The sequence below is a fragment of the Hylemonella sp. GW821-FHT10B10 genome, assembly GCF_059415585.1.
In genome coordinates this window covers 432654-456037 of sequence record NZ_JBWKNN010000001.1, presented here as the reverse complement: position 1 = coordinate 456037, position 23384 = coordinate 432654, and the positions used below count along the sequence as shown (strand labels likewise).

22 protein-coding genes are annotated in these 23384 nt (G+C 65.5%); 8 read left to right on the top strand and 14 right to left on the bottom strand.

The window, feature by feature from the left end; translation table 11 throughout:
- Positions 1–10 precede the first annotated feature (10 nt).
- On the bottom strand, positions 11–478 hold the full coding sequence (locus AC07NT_RS02195) for a (2Fe-2S)-binding protein (RefSeq protein WP_498598067.1): 468 nt from the start codon (positions 476–478) through the stop codon (positions 11–13).
- Positions 479–655: 177 nt separating this feature from the next.
- Between AC07NT_RS02195 and pdxH the strand changes: the two genes are divergently transcribed.
- Positions 656–1294, top strand: coding sequence for a pyridoxamine 5'-phosphate oxidase (gene pdxH, locus AC07NT_RS02190; protein WP_498598068.1), 639 nt, complete (start codon positions 656–658; stop codon positions 1292–1294).
- A 9-nt stretch (positions 1295–1303) separates the two neighbouring features.
- Here the strand turns inward: pdxH and AC07NT_RS02185 are convergent, their stop codons facing one another.
- From AC07NT_RS02185 to msrA, 4 genes are all read right to left on the bottom strand, one after another.
- Positions 1304–2242 carry an AEC family transporter gene (locus AC07NT_RS02185; protein ID WP_498598069.1) on the bottom strand — a complete coding sequence of 313 codons (939 nt, stop codon included), beginning with the start codon at positions 2240–2242 and terminating at the stop codon, positions 1304–1306.
- A 42-nt stretch (positions 2243–2284) separates the two neighbouring features.
- Positions 2285–4297 carry a TonB-dependent receptor gene (locus AC07NT_RS02180; protein ID WP_498598070.1) on the bottom strand — a complete coding sequence of 671 codons (2013 nt, stop codon included), beginning with the start codon at positions 4295–4297 and terminating at the stop codon, positions 2285–2287.
- A gap of 71 nt (positions 4298–4368) precedes the next feature.
- Positions 4369–4752 carry a hypothetical protein gene (locus tag AC07NT_RS02175; RefSeq protein ID WP_498598071.1) on the bottom strand — a complete coding sequence of 128 codons (384 nt, stop codon included), beginning with the start codon at positions 4750–4752 and terminating at the stop codon, positions 4369–4371.
- Positions 4753–4829: 77 nt separating this feature from the next.
- Complete coding sequence (gene msrA / locus AC07NT_RS02170; RefSeq protein WP_498598072.1) at positions 4830–5384, bottom strand: peptide-methionine (S)-S-oxide reductase MsrA; 555 nt, start codon at positions 5382–5384, stop codon at positions 4830–4832.
- Between the two features lie 167 nt (positions 5385–5551).
- Here msrA and AC07NT_RS02165 point away from each other — a divergent pair, with 167 nt between their 5' ends.
- The 6 genes from AC07NT_RS02165 to AC07NT_RS02140 are packed head-to-tail and all read left to right on the top strand — an operon-like array spanning position 5552 to position 13044.
- Complete coding sequence (locus AC07NT_RS02165; RefSeq protein WP_498598073.1) at positions 5552–6238, top strand: TetR/AcrR family transcriptional regulator; 687 nt, start codon at positions 5552–5554, stop codon at positions 6236–6238.
- A 6-nt stretch (positions 6239–6244) separates the two neighbouring features.
- Positions 6245–7384, top strand: a complete 1140-nt coding sequence (locus AC07NT_RS02160; RefSeq protein WP_498598074.1) for an efflux RND transporter periplasmic adaptor subunit — start codon at positions 6245–6247, stop codon at positions 7382–7384.
- 3 nt (positions 7385–7387) lie between these two features.
- Positions 7388–10522: an efflux RND transporter permease subunit gene (locus AC07NT_RS02155; RefSeq protein ID WP_498598075.1), complete on the top strand. Its 3135-nt coding sequence runs from the start codon at positions 7388–7390 to the stop codon at positions 10520–10522.
- 53 nt (positions 10523–10575) lie between these two features.
- The gene (locus tag AC07NT_RS02150; RefSeq protein WP_498598076.1) at positions 10576–11241 is read left to right on the top strand and encodes a protein-L-isoaspartate O-methyltransferase family protein; all 666 of its coding nucleotides are present in this window, start codon (positions 10576–10578) and stop codon (positions 11239–11241) included.
- Between the two features lie 22 nt (positions 11242–11263).
- The gene (locus AC07NT_RS02145; protein ID WP_498598077.1) at positions 11264–11608 is read left to right on the top strand and encodes a rhodanese-like domain-containing protein; all 345 of its coding nucleotides are present in this window, start codon (positions 11264–11266) and stop codon (positions 11606–11608) included.
- Positions 11609–11661: 53 nt separating this feature from the next.
- The gene (locus AC07NT_RS02140; RefSeq protein ID WP_498598078.1) at positions 11662–13044 is read left to right on the top strand and encodes a TolC family outer membrane protein; all 1383 of its coding nucleotides are present in this window, start codon (positions 11662–11664) and stop codon (positions 13042–13044) included.
- On the opposite strand, the gene AC07NT_RS02135 is transcribed toward AC07NT_RS02140, so the two are convergent.
- Genes AC07NT_RS02135 through AC07NT_RS02125 form a run of 3 tightly spaced genes read right to left on the bottom strand, consistent with a single transcriptional unit; the run spans position 13032 to position 16721 of the window.
- Positions 13032–14306 (bottom strand): 3-deoxy-D-manno-octulosonic acid transferase, encoded by a 1275-nt coding sequence (locus tag AC07NT_RS02135; RefSeq protein ID WP_498598079.1) that lies wholly within the window; start codon positions 14304–14306, stop codon positions 13032–13034. The two genes, AC07NT_RS02140 and AC07NT_RS02135, sit on opposite strands and share 13 nt — an antisense overlap.
- Positions 14306–15319: a lipopolysaccharide heptosyltransferase I gene (waaC, locus tag AC07NT_RS02130; RefSeq protein WP_498598080.1), complete on the bottom strand. Its 1014-nt coding sequence runs from the start codon at positions 15317–15319 to the stop codon at positions 14306–14308. The genes AC07NT_RS02135 and waaC overlap by 1 nt, the downstream gene beginning before the upstream one ends.
- 19 nt (positions 15320–15338) lie before the next feature.
- A complete protein-coding gene (locus AC07NT_RS02125) occupies positions 15339–16721 on the bottom strand; it encodes a phosphomannomutase/phosphoglucomutase (RefSeq protein WP_498598081.1) in 1383 nt (460 codons plus the stop codon).
- Between the two features lie 109 nt (positions 16722–16830).
- On the opposite strand from AC07NT_RS02125, the gene AC07NT_RS02120 reads away from it, so the two are divergent.
- Positions 16831–17001 (top strand): hypothetical protein, encoded by a 171-nt coding sequence (locus AC07NT_RS02120; protein WP_498598082.1) that lies wholly within the window; start codon positions 16831–16833, stop codon positions 16999–17001.
- Here the strand turns inward: AC07NT_RS02120 and AC07NT_RS02115 are convergent.
- The 6 genes from AC07NT_RS02115 to chrA all read right to left on the bottom strand — a co-directional run bounded on the left by AC07NT_RS02115 (position 16998) and on the right by chrA (position 23309).
- On the bottom strand, positions 16998–17909 hold the full coding sequence (locus AC07NT_RS02115) for a hypothetical protein (RefSeq protein WP_498598083.1): 912 nt from the start codon (positions 17907–17909) through the stop codon (positions 16998–17000). The two genes, AC07NT_RS02120 and AC07NT_RS02115, sit on opposite strands and share 4 nt — an antisense overlap.
- Positions 17910–17932: 23 nt before the next feature.
- Positions 17933–18508: a LemA family protein gene (locus AC07NT_RS02110; protein WP_498598084.1), complete on the bottom strand. Its 576-nt coding sequence runs from the start codon at positions 18506–18508 to the stop codon at positions 17933–17935.
- A gap of 123 nt (positions 18509–18631) precedes the next feature.
- Positions 18632–20209, bottom strand: coding sequence for an alkyl hydroperoxide reductase subunit F (ahpF, locus tag AC07NT_RS02105; protein ID WP_498598085.1), 1578 nt, complete (start codon positions 20207–20209; stop codon positions 18632–18634).
- Between the two features lie 99 nt (positions 20210–20308).
- Positions 20309–20872, bottom strand: coding sequence for an alkyl hydroperoxide reductase subunit C (gene ahpC / locus AC07NT_RS02100; protein ID WP_174251226.1), 564 nt, complete (start codon positions 20870–20872; stop codon positions 20309–20311).
- Positions 20873–21115: 243 nt separating this feature from the next.
- Positions 21116–21847 (bottom strand): hypothetical protein, encoded by a 732-nt coding sequence (locus AC07NT_RS02095; RefSeq protein WP_498598086.1) that lies wholly within the window; start codon positions 21845–21847, stop codon positions 21116–21118.
- Positions 21848–21944: 97 nt separating this feature from the next.
- Positions 21945–23309 carry a chromate efflux transporter gene (gene chrA, locus AC07NT_RS02090; protein ID WP_498598087.1) on the bottom strand — a complete coding sequence of 455 codons (1365 nt, stop codon included), beginning with the start codon at positions 23307–23309 and terminating at the stop codon, positions 21945–21947.
- Positions 23310–23384: the final 75 nt, after the last annotated feature.

The window sequence follows — 23384 nt, the reverse complement described above, 5'->3', positions numbered from 1 at the left end:
GGTGTTCTCCTCAGGCAGTCTTGCGCATGGTGGCAGCCGCATCCTTGATGGCGGCCTTGATGCGGGGGTAGGTACCGCAGCGGCAGATGTTGCCGCTCATGGCGGCGTCGATGTCCGCGTCGCTAGGGTTCTTGTTCTTGGACAGCAGGGCCGCCGCACTCATGAGCTGACCGGACTGGCAATAGCCGCACTGCGGCACATCGTGCTTGATCCAGGCCTTCTGCAGCGGATGGCTGTTGTTCTTCGAGAGGCTCTCGACCGTGGCCACCTTCTTGCCGGCCACCGAGGCCACCGGCGTCTGGCAGGAGCGCACCGGCTGGCCGTTGACGTGCACGGTACAGGCACCACACAGGGCTGCGCCGCAACCGAACTTGGTGCCGCTCAGGCCCAGCTCATCGCGTATCACCCACAGCAGGGGCGTATCGGGCTCGGACTGGGCGGTAACCGCCTTGCCGTTGACGTTCATCATGGTGCTCATATCAAGTGCTCCTCTGTATATAAGCCGGACTGAAAAAGCCGGCCGTGTTGGGTATGCGCTTTCCAGCGTAGTCACTCGTTCCCGCGCCAACATGCGGGTTAGCCCTAGGCCCACGCTCGATAGTTGCAATTTGCGACAGCGTCGGGCCGCAGCGGCGTCCCTGCCTATACTCGGGACATGACCTCGATTGCCGACCTCCGCAAAAGCTACGAACGCGCCGAACTCAGCGAGGAGGCTTCGCAAGCCGATCCGCTGCAGCAGTTCGACCAGTGGCTGCGGGAAGCCATCAGCTCCGAGGTACCCGAACCCAACGCCATGACGTTGGCCACCGTGGGCAGCGACCTGCGGCCATCCACCCGCATCGTGCTGATCAAGGGCTATGACGCGCGCGGCGTCGTCTGGTACACCAACTACGAGAGCCGCAAGGGACGTGAACTCGGCGGCAACCCGTTTGCTGCACTGCAATTTCACTGGGTCGAGCTCGAGCGCGTGGTGCGCATCGAAGGCCGGGTGGAGCAGGTCAGCGCCGAGGAAAGCGACGAATACTTCCACAGCCGCCCGCTCGATTCGCGCATCGGCGCCTGGGCCAGTCCGCAAAGCCAGGTCATCGGCGGCCGAGGTGTGCTGGTGGCCAACGCCGCGAAGTACGGTGCGAAATTCCTCCTACAGCCGCCGCGCCCGCCGCATTGGGGTGGCTACCGCCTGAGTCCGGAACGCTGGGAGTTCTGGCAGGGCCGGCCCAGCCGCCTGCACGACCGCCTGCGCTACACCCCCGACGGCAAAGGTGGATGGACCCGCGAGCGCCTGGCCCCCTGAGCCCTCGGCTCAGAGCAGGCCGACCAGCCACATCACCAGCGGCAAGGTCAGCAGCGCCACCGCGTTGGACACGATGATACTGGCCGTCACCAGCTCTTCCGCCACCGCGTAACGCTGCGAGAACAGGAAGACGTTGGCCCCCATGGGCAGCGCCGCCGTCACGATCATGACCACCAGCGGCAGGCCCGCCAACCCCATGAGCAGACCCAGGCCCGCCACCAGGGCCGGCATCAACAGGTTCTTCACCAATGTGAGACTGAGTGCGCCGCGCAGGTGCGGCCCCACGGTGGTGCCGGCCAGGGTGACACCCACCAGCAAAAGGGCCAGGGGGCCGAAGGCATTGCCCAGCCACTGCAGGGGCCGGTCCACCACCTCGGGGATGGCCCAGCCGGTCTGGGCAAACAGCAGGCCGGCGATGATGGGCAGGGGAACCGGATGGATCACGGCGTTGCGTACCGCGCTGAGCACCGTGCGCCACATGGCCCGGGGTTCGGCCGCGGCGGCTTCACGTGCCACGGCCAGTTCCAGGATCACGGTACCGGCGGTCAAGAGCACCACGGCGTGCAGGGACAAGAGGGCCAGCAAGACCACCAGGCCCGCCTCGCCATAGGCCAGGCCGATGAAGGCGATGCCTATCATCACCGTGTTGCTGAAGGTGGAGGCCAGGGCCAGCACGGCGGCACGGCGGTTGAGACCCTGCCACAGCAGGTTCACGCCGAAGAGTATGAACACCGCCACAAAGTAGGTGGCCAGCGGCAACAACTCCAGTTGCTTCACGTCCACCTTGCCCATGGTGCGGAACATCAGGGCCGGCGTCAGCACCAGGAACACGAGGTTGGACAGGTCCTTGACCGAGTCAGCGCGCATCCAGCGCAGGCGGCCGGCGACATACCCCAGGGCCACCAGCAGCACGACGGGGACCAGGGCGGAAAAAACAGGATGGTTCACCCGCCTATCCTAACCTCGCCACCCGTCGTGATTTGGCGCGTGTCAGAAGCTCAACTGCAACCCCACCTTCAAACTCCGCCCTGGCAAGGGCACCCTCCCCGGCGCCGTTTGTGTCAGGATCGACGAAGACGAATAAGCCAGGGTGTCACCGATATTGTCCAGACGCGCATACCAGAGCGCCGGCGAACTGCCGATCTTGCTGCGCCAGTTCAGGGCCGCGTTCCACAGCGTGTAACCCTCGGTAGCCAGCTGACCCTCTGGCACTCGGTCCTGCGCGGCGTACCGGTCCACGCCCAGGCGCGCACCCCAGGCCGCACGGCTCCACATCAGCGTAGCGCCCACGCGCTGCGGTGCAATGCGCGGCAGGGGCTGGCCGGTGCTGGTGTTGTCGGCGCGCACGGTATCGGCACGCAGGCCCAGGTCCAGCTTGTGCTCCGTGTCCAACAGGCGCACATTGCCACTGGCCTCGGCGCCGGTGAAACGCGCCTGCACCTGGGTGTAGGTGTACTGCGGTGGCGTGGCCGCGAGGTCGGTTCCTTCGAGCGAGATGTAGTTGCTGAACTCATGCTGGAACAGCTGCAACTGCGCGCGGTGGGCACCGCGTTTCCAGGCAGCCCCCACGTCGAGGTTGGTCGAACGCTCCTTGCCCAGGTCCGGGTTGCCGATCTCCTGCGCGTTGGTCGCCACGTGTTCGCCATTGGCATAGAGCTCGTAGTGTTTGGGCGCACGCTCGTTCCACGACAGGTTGGACGTGAGCTGCCATTCGGGAGCCGCGTTCCACAGCGCGCCCAGCGCATAGCTGGCCGGGTTGAAGTTACGCGTCGTGGGGGTGAAACGCGCCACGCCCGGGATGCCGAAGGAGGCCACCTCCACCGTCTCGAGCCGCGCGCCGGCGCTGAGCTTGCCCCAGGCCGTGGCCAGTTCCTCGTGCGTGAAGGCGGCGTTGCTGCGTGTGCGGCTGTAGGGCGCGTAGGCTTCCGTGCCATCGGCCGAGAACTCGCTGTCCTCCAGCTGCAGGCCGAGCACGCCGTCCAGCGCTCCCAGGCGGGCGTGACGGGCCTGCAGGCGCAGGTCGTTACCCAGGGTCTTGAACTGGGTTCCGGGCACGCCGGCGTCGTACTCAGTGTGCTGGTAGTCGCTGCGGCTGTACTGGGCCTTGACACTCTGCACCCACCCGCCTATCTCGCGCAATTCGCCTTCCAGGGCGAGGCGATTGGAGCGCATGCGGATGTCCACCGCGTCTTCCGCCACCGAACCGTATTGGGTGGCGTAGGTGGAGAGCGCGGCCCCCAGGTAACCACGGTCAAAGAACAGCGTGCCCCCCACGGCGCCACCCGAACTCTCGCTGGCCGAGTTGCAGATGCGCCGCGCCGTGCTCGTGACGCCACCGCGCGTGCAAGACAAGTCGGCGGGCACGGCCACGTCTTCGGTCTTGCGGGACATGGCGTCGACATGCAGGATGTAGCGATCGTTACCCCCGTCCAGCAGCACGGTACCGCCCCGCTCGTGGTTGCCGGTGGCGAACCCTGCGTCGATCTTGCCCGCCACCCCCCCTTTTTCGTCGAACAGGGGTTCGCGGTGGATGCGCCCGTCGATCACATTGACCACACCGCCCACAGCGCTGCCGCCGTACTGCAGCGCCCCAGGGCCACGCAGCACCTCGACCCGCTCGATCAGCATTGGGTCCAGCGTCACCGCGTGGTCGTAGCTCAGGCTGGACAGGTCCTCGCTGGCCCCGCCGTTGTTGAGGATGCGGATGCGGTCGCCGTCCAGGCCGCGGATCACGGGCCGGCTGGCGTTGGGGCCGAAGTAGGTGCTGCTCACTCCGGGCAGGCCGTTAAGGGTCTCGCCCAGGGTGGGCTGGCTGCGCAACAGCAGTTCGGTGCCCGAGAGCTGCTCGGTCGGCGTCATCAGCTCGGTGGCGCCCAGCGGGTTGCCAGTCACCACCACGGGTGGCAGGGTGGCGTTTTCCTGGCCCCAGGCGGTGCAGGCCAGCAAAGGCAGCGCTGCCAGCGTGGAGCGACGGAAAAATCGGGATGCAATATCTTGTGTCATGACCATCTCGTTGAATCGAAGGTGAAAACACCGCGCAGGCCTGCGGCCGGCGCGGTGAACCGTCAGGTGATTCAGCGAGAGAGGGGTGGCGCGCGCGCGGCAAAGGCCGCGCAGGGTTGTGGCCACAGGGCAGGCAGCAGGGCCCAGACCTGCAACACCGGCGGCAGGACCGCCGGCAAGCTCTGCAACTGCAGCTGCAGGGGTGCGCCATGACCGAGCTGGTCGTACAAACGGCATTCGCGTTCGTCGCCGGACGGTGCCAGCAGGTGAGCCAGCAGGTCGGGCGCTGCAGCGGTCTGTACGGCCACCACCTGCGCCTGGCCGCTCGCGGTCCCGGTGTGCCGCACGCCGTGCGCCAACCCCAGCAGCTGCGCCCACAGCAGGGCCAGCACGAGCAGCGCCGTGCCCGGCAGGCGGTACAGCGATCTCGGCGTGGAACGGGCGGTGCGGGTCATCAGGCTCGATTATTTCACCAAGATGGCCCGACCTCGCCCCTCACCGGGAAGCTGGCTGGCCCGCCACCGGATCCGGGTCACGCGCCAGCCTCCGGCTTGAGCAGTTCATGGAACTGCTTGCGGAACTTGGCCACCTTGGGGCCGACGACAAAGGCGCAGTAGCCCTGGTTCGGATGCTGTTCGTAGTAGTCCTGGTGGTAGGCCTCGGCCGGCCAGTAGTTGGCCAGGGGCAGCACCTCGGTCACGATGGACGCGCCAAAGGTGCCATCCTGCTCGAGCTCGGCAATCAACTCGCGTGCCGCCTGTTCCTGTCCGGGTTCGGTGTAATAGACAGCGCTGCGGTACTGTGTGCCCACGTCATTGCCCTGGCGGTTCAGCGTGGTGGGGTCATGTGTGGCAAAGAAGACACCCAACAGTTGGCGCACACTGACCTGTTTGGGATCATAGACCAGCCGCACCACCTCGTTGTGCCCGGTTTGCCCGCTGCAGACCTGCTCGTAGCTGGGCTGCGGTACCTGCCCATTGCTGTAGCCACTCTGGACATCAAGCACGCCGCGCACCCGGTCGAACACCGCCTCGGTGCACCAGAAACAGCCGCCGCCGAGGACAAGGATGGGGTGGTCTTGGGACATGCTGCTTCCTGGGAAAAGGGGGGTCCATCTTAATCAGAGCCAAACAACCCAGGCTTTACCCCGGCTTTACCTCATGCAAAGCCGCACGCCACAGGCGGCTGGCAGCATGGCGGCTTGACGGGGGCAGGCGGGAGGATTACATTAATAACCCGCCAGTCATTAATATCATGATCGCCAAAATCTTCTCCGATACCTGCGCCAAAGTGCAGGCCAAACGCGAACGCCGCAAGGAGGCCCGTCCGGGCGAATTGCTGGCCGCCGCGTTGGAGCTCTTCGTCGAGAAGGGTTACGCCGCGACGCGCTCCGAAGAAGTGGCGCGCCGCGCCGGTGTCTCCAAGGGCACCCTCTTCCTCTATTTCGCCAGCAAGGAAGAACTGTTCAAGGCCGTGGTGCGCGAGAACATAGCCGGGCGCTTTGCCGAGTGGAATGCCGAACTCGAGGCCTATACCGGCAGCACGGCTGAAATGCTGCACTACGCCATGATGATGTGGTGGCAGCGCGTGGGCAACACACCCGCAGCGGGCATCACCAAGCTCATGATGAGCGAAGCCAGCAACTTCCCCGAGCTGGCGGCCTTCTACCAGCAGGAAGTCATCGAGCCCGGCCACGAACTGATACGCCGTATCCTGCAGCGCGGTGTGGCCCGCGGCGAGTTCAAACTTCAGGACATCGAGCATGGCATCTACATGGTGCTCACACCCATGCTGTTCCTGATGTCCTGGAAACATTCCTTCGGCGCCTGCGCGAACCCGTCCGTGCCGCTGGACCCCGAAACGTACCTCGATCTGCATGTGCGGACCCTGCTTTATGGTCTGTGCACGGAAGGCCCTGTCACTCTTGCCGTAGGAAAGTAGAAGAAGATGAAACGCTGGATCAAATGGGGCCTGGTGGGCCTGGTCGTCGCGCTGCTGGCCCTGGGCGTCTTGCGTGCCCTGGGTGCGCGCAAGACCCAGCAGGCGGCCCTGGCTGAACAGACGGCACGTAGCACGCAAACCGTGATCGAACTCGCTGCAGAGGACCTGATGCCCTTGCAGATGCAGGACATGCTGCGCGGCCTGCCGGTATCGGGCACGCTCAAGGCGGCCAACTCGGCCTTTGTGAAGGCACGCGTGCCCGGCGAGTTGCAAGGCCTGAACGTGCGTGAAGGCGATGCCGTCAAAGCTGGCCAGGTGATCGCGCGCATCGACCCCGCTGAATACGACGCCCGCCTGCGCCAGGCCCGGCTGCAGGCCGATGCGGCCAAGGCACAGATCGACATCGCGCAGCGTCAGTACGACAACAACAAGGCCCTGGTCGACCAGGGTTTCATCTCCAAGACCGCGCTGGACACCTCGCTGGCCAACCTGAATGCGGCCCGCGCCAGCTACGAGGCGGCCGTGGCCGCCACCGACGTGGCGCAGAAGAGCGCCGCCGACACCGTGCTGCGCGCCCCCATGGACGGCCTGATCTCGCAGCGCCTGGCCCAGCCGGGTGAGCGCGTGCCGGTGGACACCCGCATCGTCGAGATCGTGGACCTTTCGCGCATGGAAATCGAAGCCGCGCTCAGCGCGGCCGACACGGTGGGCGTGCGCGTGGGCCAGCAGGCCCTGCTGCAGGTCGAGGGTTACGCCCAGCCGGTGCCGGCCCGCGTGGCCCGCATCAACCCCAGCACCCAGGCCGGCAGCCGCAGCGTGCTGGTCTACCTGCAACTCAAATCCGTGCCTGGCCTGCGCCAGGGCCTGTTCGTCCAAGGTTCCCTGGGCACCGAGAAGCTCAAGGCCCTGGCCCTGCCGCTTCAGCTCGTGCGCACCGACAAGCCCCAGCCCTATGTGCAGGTGGTCGAGAACCAGCAGGTGCGCCACGCCAGCGTCACTCTAGGGGCACGCGGCCAGGCCGGCGGGCAGGACGTGGTGGTCGTGAATGGCCTGCCCGCGGGCAGCCTGGTGCTGGCCGGCACGGTCGGCCCGCTGCGCGAAGGCACGGCCGTGCGCACCGCCACCCCAGCTGCACAGGGTCGCTGAGCCATGTGGTTCACCCGCGTCAGTCTCAAGAACCCGGTCTTCGCCACCATGGTCATGCTGGCCTTTGTGGTGCTGGGCCTGTTTTCCTACCAGCGCCTGCAGGTCGACCAGTTCCCGAACGTAGACTTCCCTGTGGTGGTGGTCAGCACCGAATACCCCGGTGCCGCGCCCGAGATCGTCGAGAGCGAAGTCACCAAGAAGATCGAGGAAGGCGTCAACTCCATCGCCGGCATCAATGCCCTGACCTCGCGCAGCTATGAGAACCAGTCGGTGGTGATCATCGAATTCCAGCTGCACATCGATGGCCGCAAGGCCGCCGAGGACGTGCGCGAGAAGGTGGCCTCGATCCGACCGAACCTGCGCACCGAGGTCAAGGAGCCGCGGGTGCTGCGTTTCGACCCGGCCAGCCGCGCCATCTGGTCCCTGGCCGTGCTGCCCGACGCCCAGGCCCCCAAGGCCCCCAGCGCCGTGGAGCTCACGAGCTGGGCCGACCAGGTGCTCAAGAAGCGGCTGGAGAACGTGCGCGGCGTCGGTGCCGTGACCCTGGTGGGCGCGACCAAGCGCGAGATCAACATCTACATGCGCCCCGAGGCGCTCGAAGCCTACGGCATCACGCCTGACCAGGTGGTGGCCGCCGTGAAGAGTGAAAACCAGGAACTGCCCGTGGGCGCCGTGCGCTCCAGCACGCAGGAACTGGCGGTACAGATCGACGCCCGCATGCAGCGCCCCGAGGACTTCGGCCGCATCATCGTCGCCCGCAAGGGCAGCACGCCGATCCGCCTGGCACAGTTGGCCACCATCCAGGACGGCCCCCAGGAAATCGACACGTTGGCCCTGCACAACGGCCAGCGTACCCTGCTGATGTCGGTGCAGAAGGCGCAGGACGAGAACACCATCGCCGTGATTGATGGTCTGACCCGTACCGTGGCCGAGATGAAAAGCCAGCTGCCGCCGGGCGTGCGCCTGGAGCCCATCCAGGATGGCTCGCGCCCGATTCGCGTGGCGGTGGACAACGTGCGCCGCACCCTGATCGAAGGCGCCCTGTTGACGGTGCTGATCGTCTTCCTGTTCCTGAACTCCTGGCGCTCTACTGTCATCACGGGCCTGACGCTGCCGATTGCGCTGATCGGCACCTTCCTCTTCATGTACTGGTTCGGCTTCACCATCAACATGATCACGCTGATGGCGCTGTCGCTCTGCGTGGGCCTGCTGATCGACGACGCCATCGTGGTGCGCGAGAACATCGTGCGCCACGTGCAGATGGGCAAGGCGCCCTACGAGGCCTCGCTGGACGGTACGCAGGAGATCGGCCTGGCCGTGCTGGCCACCACTTTCTCCATCGTCGCGGTGTTCATGCCCATCGGCTTCATGGGCGGCATCATCGGCAAGTTCTTCCACGAATTCGGCATCACCATCGTGGCAGCGGTGCTGATCTCGATGTTCGTGAGCTTCACGCTCGACCCCATGCTGTCCTCGCTCTGGCACGACCCGAGCATCGACGATCACGGCAAGCACCGCGAGCCCGTGACCTTCTACGACAAGACCATAGGCCGTGTTACCGGCTGGTTTGACCGCGCCACCGAGAACCTGGCCGGGAGCTACCAGAGCATCCTGCGCTGGGCGCTGGTGCACAAGCTCGCCACGCTGGGCCTGGCCTTTGCCATCTTCGTGCTGAGCATCTTCATGGTGCCGCTGCTGGGGACCGAATTCGTGCCCAAGGCCGACTTCTCCGAAACCACGGTCAGCTTCTACACACCGGTGGGCTCGTCCATCGAGGTCACCGAGACCAAAGCCCGCCAGGTGCAAGAGATCCTGCGCGAGTTCCCCGAGGTGCGCTACTCGCTGGCCACGATCAACACAGGCAATGCACTCGGCAAGAACTACGCCAGCGTCTATGTGCGCCTGATCGACCGCAAGGAACGCACGCGCAATGTGGACCAGATCTCGGCCCTGCTGCGCGAGCGCCTCAAGCGGGTACCGGGCATCACGGTCACGCACGCTGGCCTGCTCGACGCCGTGGGTGGTCAGAAGCAGATCGAGTTTTCCCTGCAGGGCAGCGACCTGCAGGAGCTGGAGCGCCTGAGCCTGCAGGTGACGGAAAAGATCCGTGACATCCCAGGTCTGGTGGATCTGGATTCCAGCGTCAAGCCGGGCAAGCCCACCATCGCCGTGCAGGTACGGCGTGAGGCCGCCTCCGACCTGGGTCTGAACGTGAACCAGATTGCCAGCGCACTGCGCACTTTGGTGGCAGGCCAGACCGTGGGCAACTGGCGCGCCAGTGACGACCAGACCTATGACGTGAACGTGCGCCTGGCGCCGGACGCACGCAACGCCCTGTCCGACCTGGAACGCCTGCCCTTCGCCATGGGCAGCAACAGCGACGGCAGCTCGCGCGTGGTGCGCCTGAACCAGGTGGCCGCGCTGGCCGCGGACACCGGCTCCAACCAGATCAACCGGCGCGACCTGATGCGCGAGGTGGCCATCAACGCCAACGTCTACAACCGCTCGGCCGGTGAGATCTCGGCCGACATCCGCAAGGCGCTGGACGGCATCACCTTCCCGCCGGGCTACCGCTACCAGTTCGGCGGCTCGACCAAGAACATGCAGGAATCCTTCGGTTACGCCGTCTCGGCGCTGGCCATGGCCATCATCTTCATCTACATGATCCTGGCCAGCCAGTTCAAGAGCTTCTTCCAGCCGCTGGCGCTGATGACCTCGCTGCCGCTGACGCTGATCGGCGTGGTGCTGGCTCTGCTGATGTTCCGCTCCACCCTGTCGATGTTCTCCATCATCGGCGTGGTCATGCTCATGGGCCTGGTGACCAAGAACGCCATCCTGCTGGTGGACTTCGCCATCCGTGCGCGGGAAGAAGGCATGGAGCGCAGCGCCGCCTTGCTGATGGCCGCCAAGGTCCGGCTGCGCCCCATCCTGATGACCACGCTGGCGATGATCTTCGGCATGGTGCCGCTGGCTTTTGCACTGACCGAAGGATCGGAGCAGCGCGCGCCCATGGGCCAGGCCGTGATCGGCGGGGTTATCACCTCTTCCCTGCTGACGCTGGTCGTAGTGCCTGTGGTCTACTGCTATATGGACGACCTCAGCCAATGGCTGGTACGGCGCTGGCGCGGTGAAAAGTGAGCGCCAAGTAAAATTTTCCAGGAATCCTTACAATACCCCGTGGAGTATATGAAATGAACGTCGAACAAGCCCGCTTCAACATGATCGAGCAGCAGATCCGCCCCTGGAACGTGCTCGACGCCGCCGTGCTGGATCTGCTCTCCGTGGTGCGCCGCGAAGACTTCGTGCCCGCCGCCCACAAGTCCCTGGCCTTCGCCGACATGGAGCTGCCGCTGCGCGCCGGTGGCGAGGCAGGCCAGTGCATGCTGGCACCCAAGGTCGAAGCCCGCATGCTGCAGGACCTGGCCGTGCAGAAACACGAAAAGGTGCTGGAGATCGGCACCGGTTCCGGCTACATGGCCGCCCTGCTGGCCCAGCGCGCCCAGCGCGTGATCTCGCTGGAGATCGTTCCCGAACTCGTCACGCTGGCCCGGGCCAACCTGCAGAAGGCCGGTGTCTCCAATGTGGAAGTGCGCCAGGCCGATGGCGCCAAGGGCGTGCCGGTGGACGGCCCCTTCGACGTGATCGTGCTCAGCGGCTCGGTGGCCGAAGTGCCGCACAAGCTGCTGGAACAGCTCAAGACCGGCGGCCGGCTGATGGCCATCGTGGGCGAGGTGCCTGTGATGCGGGCCACCTTGATCACGCGCACCAGCGAGGTGGAATACCTGACCAGCCAGGGCTGGGACACCGTCGCGCCGCGCCTGCTGAACTTCCCCGAGCATTCCCGCTTCAGCTTCTGAGCGCCCCGAGGACAACATCCCCATGATCGAGCACGTCCATCCCGGCGATCTCAAGGACTGGATCGAGAAGGTCAAGGCCCACGGCCGCCCCCTCGTTCTGGATGTGCGCGAAGCGTCGGAACTGCAGCAAGCCAGCCTACCACCCGCGGCCGGCTACGACCTGGTGCACATCCCCATGGGCGTGATCCCGCCACGCCTGGGCGAACTCGATCCCGCGCGCCCGGTGGCCTGTCTGTGCCACCACGGCGCACGCAGCATGCGTGTGGCCCAGTTCCTGGAACACCAGGGCTTCCAGCACCTGGCCAATATCAGCGGCGGCATCAACGCCTGGTCCCTGCAGGTCGACCCGACCGTGCCGCGCTACTGAGACTTGACGAGACGACCCGCATTTTCCGCCCATATCCCCGGAGTAACCGCCCCATGAAAACCTTCCGTCTTCTGCCCCTGAGCCTGGCCATCGGCGCCGCGCTGGCCCTGCCCGTGCGCGCCCAGAGCCTGCTGGAGCTCTATGACGCGGCACGCGGCCATGATGCGGCCTACCAGTCCGCCAAGTCGCAGTACGAAGCCAATCTGTACAAGGCCGACCAGGCCAAGGCCGCACTGCTGCCCACGGTCACCCTCAACGCCAGCGCCTCCAACACCCAGCTGCGCACAGAAGCCGGTGGTACCACCAGCGACCGCGGCTTCGACACCCAGAGTGCCAGCGTGAACGCCACCCAGCCGCTGTACCGCCCCGGCAATCTGGCCACCTACCAGCAGGGCACACGCCAGACCGACCTGGCCGAAGCCCAGCTGCTGGCCGCCGAGCAGGATCTGATCGTGCGGGTCAGCCAGGCCTATTTCGACGTGCTGGCCTCTCAAGACAGCCTGACTTTCGTGCAGGCCCAGAAGACCGCGGTGGCCGAGCAACTGGCCTCGGCCCGCCGCAATTTCGAGGTCGGCACCGCCACCATCACCGACACACGTGAGGCGCAGGCCCGCTACGACCTGGTCATTGCCCAGGAAATTGCCGCCGACAACGACCTGCGCGTCAAGAAGCTGGCCCTGAACCTGCTGGTCGGCAAGGACAGCACGGCGCCGCACCCGCTGGCCCCGGCCACCACCCTGCCGGCCTTGCTGCCCGAAGACATCAACACCTGGGTGCAACAGGGCCAGGAGCAGCACCCGGCGATCCGCCAGGCGCGCACCGCCCTGGAGGTGGCCACGCTCGAAACCGAGAAGGCCACGGCAGGCCACAAGCCCACGCTGGACCTCACGGGCAGCGTGGGCGTGAACCGCAACATCAACGGGACGACCGTGTCGTCGGTGGATTCCCGCACCACCTCGACCACCGTGGGCGTGCAGTTCGTCATGCCCCTGTTCGCCGGTTTCGCCACGCAGAACCGTCTGCGTGAAACGCTGGCCCTGGAAGACAAGGCCCGTGCCGACCTCGACGCTGCCCAGCGCACCGTGGGGCAGGCCACGCGCACCGCCTACTTCGGCGTGGTCTCGGGCCTAGGGCAGGTCAAAGCGTTGGAAGCGGCCGAAGCTTCCAGCCAAAGCGCCTTGGACGCCAACAAGCTGGGTTACCAGGTGGGCGTGCGCATCAACATCGACGTGCTGAACTCACAGAGCCAGCTCTACCAAACCAAGCGCGATCTGGCCAAGGCGCGCTACGACGTCCTGGTGGGCGGCCTCAAGCTGCGCCAGGCCAATGGCACGCTCAAGAGTGATGACTTGCAAGGCGTGAACAGCCTGCTGGCGCCTTCGGCCGCACCGGCCGCCATCACGACACCGGTGACGGCCCCGGCTCAGTCCAGATAAGCCGCCAGCGCCTCGCGCGTGCGTTGCGCCGCGCCGCGGTGCGCCTTGGCAAAACGGCTGGCCTCACGGGCCATGGCCTGCTGGCGCAGTGGCTGCTGCACCAGACGCTGTGCCGCGGCAACGGCAGTAGCCAAGTCCGTGCAGCGCTGGGCCGCCCCGGCATCCTGCGCCAGGCTCGCCGCCTCGTCGAAATTGAAAGTGTGCGGCCCCATGAATACAGGACAGGCGCAGGCCGCGGCTTCGATCAGGTTCTGCCCACCCAGGCGTGCGAAGCTGCCGCCCAGCAGGGCCGCGTCGCTCAGCCCGTAGTACAGGGCCATCTCGCCCAGGCTGTCCCCCAACCACACATCAGCCGACATCTCGACCAGCGTGGGCGCACTGCCCCATTGGCTGCGTCGTGCCAGGCTGTAGCCCTGGCGGGTGATCAGCTCCGCCACCTCGTCAAAACGTTGCGGATGGCGCGGCACGATCAGCCACTGGATACCACGCACCACGTCCCCGGCCTGACGCAGGCAAGCCAGCAGCTCGGCCTCCTCGCCTTCGCGCGAACTGGCAAACATGACGACCGGACGACCCAGAGCCGTGCGCCAGGCCTGGCCACGTGCCACCTGCTCGGCATCGGGCGTGGCATCGAACTTGAGGTTGCCGAACACACCGCGCACCGGCGCACCGATGGCGCTCAGCCGCGTGGCATCGTCTTGTGTCTGTGCCCACACCCCTGCCAGGCTGCGGTAGGTAGGCACGGAGAGCCAGGCCAGTCTCTGTGCCTGGTGCAACGATTTTTCGCTCAGGCGGGCATTGGCCAGCACCAGGGGTACACCAGCGCGTGCACAGCCTGCGGCCAGGTTGGGCCAGACTTCGGTCTCGAGCAGGATGCCGATGCGCGGATGAAAATGGTCCAGGAAGGCCTGCACCGCCTGGGGCGTGTCCCAGGGTTGCCAGACCTGCAAATCCCCCTCGCGCAACAGGCTGGCGCCTTCGGCCCGGCCGGTGGCCGTGCCATGCGTGAGCAGCAGGCGGTAATCGGGCCACTGGGAACGCAAGGCCGCCAGCAGTACCGCAGCGGCACGCGTCTCACCCAGCGACACGGCATGCACCCACAGCGTACGGCCATCGTGCGGCGGCGCTGGCATCGCATACGTGCCGAAACGCTCTTCCACGGCCACCAGATAACCAGGCTCCTGACGACCGCGGCGCACCAGCTTGCGGCGCACCAGAGGCTGGACCAGCCAGGCCAGCAGGGAATAGAGCTGGCGCACCATCAGGCTACTCCGTCGCCCGGCTGCACCTGCGACCAGGCCTGCCATACGACGTCAACCGAGGGCACGGGCTGCGCGTACACGCTGCGCTGACGCACACGCTGAACAGGCCCGGTGCGCCAGGCGGTGTCGAAGTTGTAGATCTGCACGTGCGGCAGATCGAGCGCCACGGCGATGTGGCTCAGACCGCTGTCCACGCCGATGACACCGGCGCAACTGGCCAGGGCATCGGTCAACGCATCGAGCGCCAGGCGGGGCCAGACCACCGCATGGGGCATCTCACGGGCCAGGGCCTCGCTGCGCCCTTGTTCATCGTCGGTCCCGTGCAGCAGGGCCACATCAAAACCGGCAGCATCGAGCTTGTGTGCGAGCGCCAGCCAATGCGAGGCCGGCCACTGCTTGTCAGCGCGCGAACTGCCGTGCACCAGGGCCACACAGGGACGCGCCGACAGCATGCCAATCGCTATCTTTTCAGGAGCAATTTCATCCTGCCCCAGATGCGGTTGCAGGCCAAAGATCTCATCGGATGGCACGGCATAACCCAGGGCCCGGGCGCACAGCTCGCGCGAGCGCCGGACCGCGTGCACATGGGGCTCGATATGGATCGCCCGGTGCGCCGCCCAGCGCGTCGGCGCCTCGTAGCCTGAACCATCGGTCCGGTTGGCCAGGGCATAACGCCGACCGCCAGGTGCCAGCCGCGCCAGCCAGGCCACCAGGGCCGACTTGCTCAGGCCCTGCAGATCGATCACGGCGTCATAGGTCTCGCACTGCAGTTCCCTCTTGAAAACTGCCCATTCCGCACGTGTCTGCGCCGCGAAAGGCGCCTTGCGCCAGCGCCGCAGCTCGCAGGGAATCACACGACGCACACCCGCACAACGCTGCACCAGCGGCGCGAAGCCCTTCTCCACCACCCAGTCGATCTGTGCCTGCGGCAGGGCGCGCCGGATGTCCTGCACCGCCGGCATGGTGTGCACCACGTCGCCCAGCGAGGACAGCTTGACGATGAGGATTTTCAAGCGTTTGACCTTGGTCCGCTCAATGTGCAGCTTCGGCAAAGGAAGCATCGGGCTTGACGCTGCGCAGCAGAGTCAGCATCTCACCTTCGATGCGCTGCAGCGCTGCGGAGGTATGCCCCTCGAAACGCAGCACCAGCACCGGCGTGGTGTTGGAGGCGCGGATCAGACCGAAACCATCGGGCCAGTCCACGCGCACGCCGTCGATGGTGTTGACCTGGGCCGGTGCAGCAAACGATGCCTTCTGCACCAGCTCGGCCACCAGCCGGTGCGGTTCGCCCTCGGCGCACTTCACATTGAGCTCGGGCGTGGAGTGGCTGGTGGGCAGGGCGTTGAGCACGGCGCTGGCGTCCGGCGAACGACTCAGGATCTCGAGCAGGCGGCAAGCCGCGTAGGTACCGTCGTCGAAGCCGAACCAGCGCTCCTTGAAGAAGATGTGCCCGCTCATCTCGCCGCCCAGCGGTGAATCGATTTCCTTCATCTTGGCCTTGATCAGCGAATGGCCGGTCTTGAACATCAGGGGCTGGCCGCCCGCGCCGGTGATGGCCGGCGCCAGGCGCTGCGAGCACTTGACATCGAAGACGATGGTGCCACCGGGCACGCGAGAGAGAACGTCCCGCGCAAACAGCATCATCTGGCGGTCGGGGAAGATGTTGGTGCCTTCTTTGGTCACGATGCCCAGGCGGTCGCCATCACCGTCGAAAGCCAGGCCCAGTTCGGCATCGCCGCTCTTGAGCGCGGCAATCACATCGCGCAGGTTCTCGGGTTTGCTCGGATCCGGATGGTGGTTCGGGAAAGTGCCGTCCACGGCGCTGTGCAGTTCGGTCACCTCGCAACCGATGGCACGCAGGATGGCCGGGGCCGAAGCACCGGCCACACCGTTGCCCGAGTCGACCACGATCTTCATGGGACGCGCGAGCTTGATGTCGCCCACGATGCGGTCGCGGTAGGGCGCATAGACATTGAGGTTGCGCACGGTGCCACCGGGCTGCAAGGTCCAGGACTCCGCTTCCATCGTGCGGCGCAGGCCCTGGATTTCCTCACCATAGATGGCACGACCGGCCAGCACCATCTTGAAGCCGTTGTAGTCGGCCGGGTTGTGACTGCCGGTGACCTGGATGCCGCTGCTGCACACGGTGCTGGCTGCGAAGTAGAGCATGGGCGTGGTGACCATGCCCACGTCGATGACCTCGATGCCGGTGGCCACCAGGCCGCGGATCAGCGCGGCACTCAGGGCCGGGCCGCTGAGGCGCCCGTCGCGCCCCACGGCGACGCTCTTCTCGCCGGCCTGGCGCGCGGCGCTGCCAAAAGCGCGTCCCAGCGCTTCGGCCACACTTTCGTCGAGGGTGGACGGCACGATGCCGCGGATGTCATAGGCCTTGAAGATCGAGGTGGAAACTTGCATGGTGTATGGGTACCGGTAATCGAACCGACAGGCGCGGATGCCAGCGGCGGTGGCCCATTGTAGAGGCGGGAGGGGCGGATAATGTGTCTGGCCCTGACCGGGGTTGACCATGAATTCCGCCCGCAAAACCAAACTCAAACTCAAACAGCACAAGCCGCGCAACCCGCTGGTGGCGCCGGCCCTGCAGCGCAAGGCCGGCTCACACCATCCATCGCGCAAAGCACAGCGCCAGGATCAGCAACGCACCTTGCGCCGCGAACTGGCACACGCCCGGGACTAGCCGCCCGGGCCCTGGCGCCACCACGCACCCAGAAAGCCCAGGGCGGTGAGAAACACCACCAGCTGCCCGCCCGCCACCCACAGGAAACGGCGCAGCAGCTTGTCCGGCTCGTGGTTGCTGATCAGGAACAACTGAGAGGGTGCATCCTGCACCAGGTGCAGCTCGGGTTGCTGGCGCAGTTCCCGGTGTTTTTTCTCGATGCTGCGCTGAGCCAGGCGTCGGGCGAGCGCCCACTCGCGCTCATCGAGCTGGCCGTCGTGATTCAGATCAAAGCGGCGCAGCAAGCCGGCCTGGTCCCGCTTCCATTCGGCCAGCTGATCCCGCACATCGGCACAGGCATCCAGGCCATGATCAGGATGCCGGGTCAGGAAATTGCCCAGCACATAGATGCGGTCCTGCTGCAGCAGGGTCCACTCCATATAGCGGCGGTTGCCGTCGTTCCAGCGCCTGCAATGCCGCGTCAGGATCTCGGCCCCCTCGGGATCCACCAGGCAGCGGCCGCTGCCGTCGTCCAGCACGAAGCTGGTGTCGCTCTTGGCCCGTTCCAGCACCTCCCATTTGTCGTCGCTGTTTTTCTCCTCGACCTGGTAGCTGTACCAGAGACAGGTCATGCCGCTCAAGGGTGAAAGCAAGGGGTTCATGTCCAGCGGCATGCCACGGCCCTGCAATTCCACATAACCCTGGGCGGCGCTGGCGATGCGCGAGGTAGGCATGCTGGCCATGGCGCGGCGGCGCCGCAAGGCTGTGGCCCAGGACAGAAAGGCCAGCAGAGCGATGCCAACCAGGCACATCAGCCAGACTTCACGCCGCCCGACCTGGAAAGCCAGTGCCAGCAGGAAAAACTGCAGCGCCGCGGCCCCGGCGTGCAGCGAGGACCCGAACATGCCGAAGGACGTCGACACGACCATGGCAGAGCCTGCGAAGCGCGGAATCAGCTGTTGAACAGCTGGCGCACGTCCACGTCGGCCTTTTCGTGGTCGGCGAATTCGAGCAGGGGCTGGTGCTGGAAGCGGAAGATACGCGCGATCAGCGCGTCGGGGAAGGAGTCGACGCGCACGTTGTTCAGGTTGACGGTCTCGTTGTAGAGCTCGCGCCGGTCGGAGATGAGGCTCTCCAGCGAGCTGATGCGCTGCTGCAGCTGCATGAACTGCTCGTTGGCCTTGAGCTCGGGATAGGCCTCGGCCACGGCGTAGATCTGACCCAGACCCGTGCGCAACGCTCCTTCGGCCCGGCTGAGCGCAGGCACATCGTGCGCTTCGCGCGCCGTCTGCACGCGGCTGCGCGCCTCGATCACGGACTGCAAGGTGGCCTGTTCGAACTGCTTGTATTGCTTGCAGACCTCGACCAGCTTGGGCAGTTCGTCATGGCGCTGCTTGAGGGCCACGTCGATATTGGCCCAGGCCTTGGCCACGTTGTGCTTGAGCTGCACCAGGCCGTTGTAGAGCATGACAACGTACACGGCGATAACCGCCACCAGACCCCAGAAGATCGCGGAACCGATAGACATGAACTGCCCTCCACTTTTGTTGGCAGGCCATCATAAGAGCAGCCGCCAGCACCTGGGCTGGCGTCCATGAAAAAAGGGACAGGCCTGGCGGCGCTGTCCCTTTCTGGCAACGTGGCCCGGAAATCAGGCGGCCACGGCCTCGGCCACCGGCGTGCGGATCAGATGATCGAACGCGCTCAACGCGGCCTTGGCGCCATCACCCGCGGCAATCACGATCTGCTTGTAGGGCACGGTCGTGCAGTCGCCGGCGGCGAAGACGCCCGCCACATTGGTATGCCCCTTGGCATCCACCACGATCTCGCCGTAGCGGCTGAGCTCCAGTGTGCCCTTGAGCCATTCGGTGTTGGGCACCAGGCCGATCTGCACGAACACACCTTCCAGCGCCACGAGCTGTTCGGCGCCGCTCACACGGTCCTTGTAGCGCAGGCCGTTGACCTTGCTGCCATCGCCCGTGATCTCGGTGGTCTGGGCGCTCAGGTGGATGCTCACGTTGGGCAGGCTCTTGAGCTTGCTCACGAGCACGGCGTCGGCCTTGAGCTGATCGGCAAACTCGATCAGTGTCACGTGTTGCACGATGCCAGCCAGATCGATTGCTGCTTCCACACCCGAGTTGCCGCCACCGATCACGGCTACCCGTTTGCCCTTGAAAAGCGGGCCGTCGCAGTGCGGACAGTAGGCCACGCCCTTGTTCTTGTACTCCTGCTCGCCAGGCACGTTGACATTGCGCCAGCGCGCGCCGGTGGACAGGATGACACTCTTGGCCTTGAGCACGCCGCCATTGGCCATGTGCACCTCGGTCAGGCCGCCGGGTTCGCCCGCTGGCACCAGCTTGTCGGCGCGCTGCAGGTTCATGATGTCCACCTCGTAGTGGCGCACCTGGGCTTCCAGCGCCGCGGCAAACTTCGGCCCGTCGGTCTCCAGCACCGAGATGTAGTTCTCGATGGCCATGGTGTCGTTGACCTGGCCGCCGAAACGCTCGGCCGCCACGCCCACGCGTATGCCCTTGCGCGCGGCGTACACGGCCGCGGCCGCACCGGCCGGGCCGCCGCCGACGATGAGCACGTCATAAGGGTCCTTGGCCGACAGCTTGGCCGCTTCGCGCTCTTCGGACTTGACGTCGAGCTTGGCCACGATCTCTTCCACCGTCATGCGGCCGGAGGCAAAGACCTGGCCGTTCAGGTAGGTCATGGGCACCGCCATGATCTGGCGCGCGTCGACCTCGGCCTGGAAGAGGCCGCCTTCGATGACCGTGGTCTTGATGCGCGGGTTCAGAATGGCCATGAGGCTGGTGGCCTGCACCACGTCCGGGCAGTTGTGGCAGCTCAGGGACATGTAGACCTCGAAGCTGTAGTCGCCGTCCAGTGCCTTGATCTGCTCGATCACCTCGGCCTCCACCTTGGGCGGATGGCCGCCGGTCCACAGCAGGGCCAGCACGAGGGAGGTGAACTCGTGGCCCAGCGGAATACCGGCGAAACGCACGCCTGAGGTCTCACCTTCACGAGCGATCACGAAGGAAGGCTTGCGCGCATCGCTGCCGCTCTCGTCGTAGCTCACCTGGTCCGACAGGCCGGCGATGTCCTGCAGGAGCGCGCGCAGTTCAGCCGAACTGGCGCCATCGTCCAGCGAGGCGATCAGGCGGATGGGGCGCTGCAGCTTGCCCAGATAGGCCTGCAACTGTTGTTTCATGGTGTCGTCGAGCATGGGTACTCCTGGGGATGTTGCTGCGGTCAGTGCCGCCGATGGATGGGCTGCGATCCCGGGAGGGACCGCGGCCCATCGGGCTGCGGTACTGGTGGGGATTTAGATCTTGCCGACCAGGTCCAGCGAGGGGGTCAGGGTCTTGGCGCCTTCGTTCCACTTGGCGGGGCAGACCTGGCCGGGGTTCTTGGCCACGTACTGGGCGGCCTTGAGCTTGCGCAGGGTTTCCTTGACGTCGCGGGCGATGGCGTTGTCATGCACTTCGGCGGTCTTGATCTGGCCTTCGGGGTTGATGATGAAGGTGCCGCGCAGGGCCAGGCCTTCTTCTTCAATGTGCACGCCGAAAGCGCGGGTCAGCTGGTGGGTCGGGTCACCAACCAGGGGGAACTTGGCCTTGCCCACGGCGGGGGATGTCTCGTGCCACACCTTGTGGGCGAAATGGGTGTCGGTGGTAACGATGTAGACCTCGGCACCGGCCTTCTGGAACTCGGCGTAGTTGTCGGCAGCGTCTTCCACTTCGGTCGGGCAATTGAAGGTGAAAGCAGCCGGCATGAAGATCAGCACGGACCACTCGCCCTTGAGCGTCTCATTGCTTACCTGGACGAAACGGCCATTGTGGAAAGCTTCGGCCTTGAAGGGCTGGACTTGGGTGTTGATCAAGGACATGTATTAACTCCTGTTGGATTGATAAAGGGGATTAATGAAAACTGACCGACCTGATGAAGTCGACGGATGAATTATAGGTCTTGACTATTACTTTTTAACTTTGCTTTAACAATGCTATCGATAGAAAGGATTTATTGCGCCGCACAAAAGCTGCCGTTCAACGCTGGCAGGGGAAGATCGGGTGTCGTGGGAAGGGCGCGCTTGCGCGGCAGGGCGCAGGGGCCCTGCTTGGACCGGGGCAGATCAGTCTTGCCTGATCCAGGCTTTGATCTTGGCGACGGTTTCCTTTTCGATGCCGCGATAGCCGTGGTAGGCAAAAGCTTCGCAGGCGTCGCCTTGCGAAACGCCTCCCTCCATGCTGATGAAGGCGGTTCCGAACTGCTCATGGTTGTAGAGGGCCGTGCCATAGCCCGTGACAGAACAGGCGTCGTTCTTGTGGTGAACGATCAGTTGCCGGCTCTTCAGGGATCGGGTGTCAAAGCGGGCGATACCGTTCATTGACGAGGTGTGGACAAAGCCGGCCACCTTGCCGTCCATGCGCTCGGCCAGCTGCATGGTGGACTGGGTACTGCGGCTGGTACCGATCACATAGACCCTGGCGCCCGGGAAGCGTATGGCGACGTCGTCCGTGATGGCACCCATGCGTTCGGGGCTACCGGTGCTGTCGGTAGCGATGGCGACCATGTCGACATCCGTGAACAGCGCCCTGGAGCGGATCAGGAAATTGCCCTGGGCCTTGAAGACCACCTTGCCGTCGCGCATCTCCGGCTCCAGCCGCCCTGAGCCGCCCGGCATCAGGATCACCACGTATCTGGGAACGACCGCGTCCTGGCCCGTGAGCAGATAGGGCACGGTCTCGCCGCCGGGGTAATGGGCCGACGTGATGAGCTGCTCGCTCACCCTGCCCTGCGCCTGGACATCCCAGGCGATGCCCCCCAGGGCCAGCCACAAGATCAGCGCAGCTCTTGTCCGCATGATGAACTCCTGGCGCTCTCCTGCGGGCGCCTCGCTCGCATCATCCCTCAGACCGCGCGTGACAGGCAAGCCCGTCTGGCGTCGAACGGGTGCCGACTCACAGCCCTGCGCTTTTGAGCGCCAGACCCAGCAGAGCACAGACACCGATGACATGCATGACATTGCGCTTGTAACGCAAGAGGGCCACCGCCGCGGCCAAGGCGATCAGCGCCGAAGCCAAGTCGAAGCGCCCGCCCCAGCCCTGCGGCCACAGCACGTGGTAGCCGAAGAAGAGCGCGAGGTTCAGGATCACCCCCACCACGGCCGCCGTGATGGCCGTCAGCGGCGCCGTGAACTTGAGGTCATTGTGCGTAGACTCCACCAGCGGCCCGCCGGCCAGGATGAAGAGGAAAGACGGCAGGAAAGTGAACCAGGTCACCAGCGTGGCGGCCAGGGCACCGGCCAGAAAGAGCGCGTCGGGGCCCAGCAGGGCACGGCCGTAGGCGCCGACAAAACCGACAAAAGCCACCACCATGATCAGCGGCCCGGGGGTGGTCTCGCCCAGGGCCAGCCCGTCGATCATCTGCTCTGGCGAGAGCCAGCCGTAATGGCCCACTGCACCCTGGTAGACATAGGGCAGCACGGCATAGGCCCCACCGAAGGTCAGCAGCGCTGCCTTGGTAAAGAACCAGCCCATCTGCGTATAGTCGTGCGCCCAGCCGTAGCCTGCGATCAGCAGGGCCATGGGCAGGGTCCACAGCAGGGCACCGGCCAGCAACACGCGCACCAGATGCGACACGCTGAACCGGGCATGCGCGGGCGTAGGTGTGTGGTCATCGATCAGCGCAGCGCCATAGGACTTCCGCTGGCCGCCATGACCGCCGCCCGTGGCGAAACGCGCCGGCGCCATGCGCCCACCCAGGTAACCCACCAGGGCGGCAGCGCCCACGATGAGGGGGAAAGGCACATTCAAGGCAAAGATGGCCACAAAGGACGCCGCCGCGATGGCCCACAAAGCGCTGTTCTTGAGGGCGCGCGAGCCGATGCGCCAGGCCGCTTGCACGACGATGGCCGTGACCGCCGGCTTGATGCCGTAGAACAGGCCAGAGATCAACGGTGTTTCACCGTAGGCGATGTAAAGCCAGGACAGGGCGATGAGGATGAAGAGCGAGGGCAGCACGAACAGCACACCGGCCACGATGCCGCCCCAGGTGCGGTGCATGAGCCAGCCGATGTAGGTGGCCAGCTGCTGGGCTTCGGGGCCGGGCAGAACCATGCAGTAGTTCAGGGCGTGCAGGAACCGACGCTCCGAGATCCAGCGCCGTCGCTCGACCAGCTCCTCGTGCATGATGGCGATCTGCCCGGCCGGCCCGCCAAAGCTGATGAAGCCCAGCTTGAACCAGAAACCCAAGGCTTGGCGGAAAGAGATGGAAGCGGGAGCAGATTCCGGCTGCGCGGTATCGCTGACGCGGTGATCGCCCATGAAAACTCCTCTTCGGGGTGCGAGACACCCAAGATCAGAGCAGTCCTTGGACGCAGGCGTCTGAAACGGGGAGGC

What these genes read in the sequence shown, in the direction of transcription:
- AC07NT_RS02195 (WP_498598067.1), bottom strand. Translation starts at nt 478, where the DNA reads ATGAGCACCATGATGAACGTCAACGGCAAGGCGGTTACCGCCCAGTCC.
- pdxH (WP_498598068.1), top strand. Translation starts at nt 656, where the DNA reads ATGACCTCGATTGCCGACCTCCGCAAAAGCTACGAACGCGCCGAACTC.
- AC07NT_RS02180 (WP_498598070.1), bottom strand. Translation starts at nt 4,297, where the DNA reads ATGACACAAGATATTGCATCCCGATTTTTCCGTCGCTCCACGCTGGCA.
- AC07NT_RS02175 (WP_498598071.1), bottom strand. Translation starts at nt 4,752, where the DNA reads ATGACCCGCACCGCCCGTTCCACGCCGAGATCGCTGTACCGCCTGCCG.
- msrA (WP_498598072.1), bottom strand. Translation starts at nt 5,384, where the DNA reads ATGTCCCAAGACCACCCCATCCTTGTCCTCGGCGGCGGCTGTTTCTGG.
- AC07NT_RS02165 (WP_498598073.1), top strand. Translation starts at nt 5,552, where the DNA reads ATGATCGCCAAAATCTTCTCCGATACCTGCGCCAAAGTGCAGGCCAAA.
- AC07NT_RS02160 (WP_498598074.1), top strand. Translation starts at nt 6,245, where the DNA reads ATGAAACGCTGGATCAAATGGGGCCTGGTGGGCCTGGTCGTCGCGCTG.
- AC07NT_RS02155 (WP_498598075.1), top strand. Translation starts at nt 7,388, where the DNA reads ATGTGGTTCACCCGCGTCAGTCTCAAGAACCCGGTCTTCGCCACCATG.
- AC07NT_RS02150 (WP_498598076.1), top strand. Translation starts at nt 10,576, where the DNA reads ATGAACGTCGAACAAGCCCGCTTCAACATGATCGAGCAGCAGATCCGC.
- AC07NT_RS02145 (WP_498598077.1), top strand. Translation starts at nt 11,264, where the DNA reads ATGATCGAGCACGTCCATCCCGGCGATCTCAAGGACTGGATCGAGAAG.
- AC07NT_RS02140 (WP_498598078.1), top strand. Translation starts at nt 11,662, where the DNA reads ATGAAAACCTTCCGTCTTCTGCCCCTGAGCCTGGCCATCGGCGCCGCG.
- AC07NT_RS02135 (WP_498598079.1), bottom strand. Translation starts at nt 14,306, where the DNA reads ATGGTGCGCCAGCTCTATTCCCTGCTGGCCTGGCTGGTCCAGCCTCTG.
- AC07NT_RS02125 (WP_498598081.1), bottom strand. Translation starts at nt 16,721, where the DNA reads ATGCAAGTTTCCACCTCGATCTTCAAGGCCTATGACATCCGCGGCATC.
- AC07NT_RS02120 (WP_498598082.1), top strand. Translation starts at nt 16,831, where the DNA reads ATGAATTCCGCCCGCAAAACCAAACTCAAACTCAAACAGCACAAGCCG.
- AC07NT_RS02115 (WP_498598083.1), bottom strand. Translation starts at nt 17,909, where the DNA reads ATGGTCGTGTCGACGTCCTTCGGCATGTTCGGGTCCTCGCTGCACGCC.
- AC07NT_RS02110 (WP_498598084.1), bottom strand. Translation starts at nt 18,508, where the DNA reads ATGTCTATCGGTTCCGCGATCTTCTGGGGTCTGGTGGCGGTTATCGCC.
- ahpF (WP_498598085.1), bottom strand. Translation starts at nt 20,209, where the DNA reads ATGCTCGACGACACCATGAAACAACAGTTGCAGGCCTATCTGGGCAAG.
- ahpC (WP_174251226.1), bottom strand. Translation starts at nt 20,872, where the DNA reads ATGTCCTTGATCAACACCCAAGTCCAGCCCTTCAAGGCCGAAGCTTTC.
- AC07NT_RS02095 (WP_498598086.1), bottom strand. Translation starts at nt 21,847, where the DNA reads ATGCGGACAAGAGCTGCGCTGATCTTGTGGCTGGCCCTGGGGGGCATC.
- chrA (WP_498598087.1), bottom strand. Translation starts at nt 23,309, where the DNA reads ATGGGCGATCACCGCGTCAGCGATACCGCGCAGCCGGAATCTGCTCCC.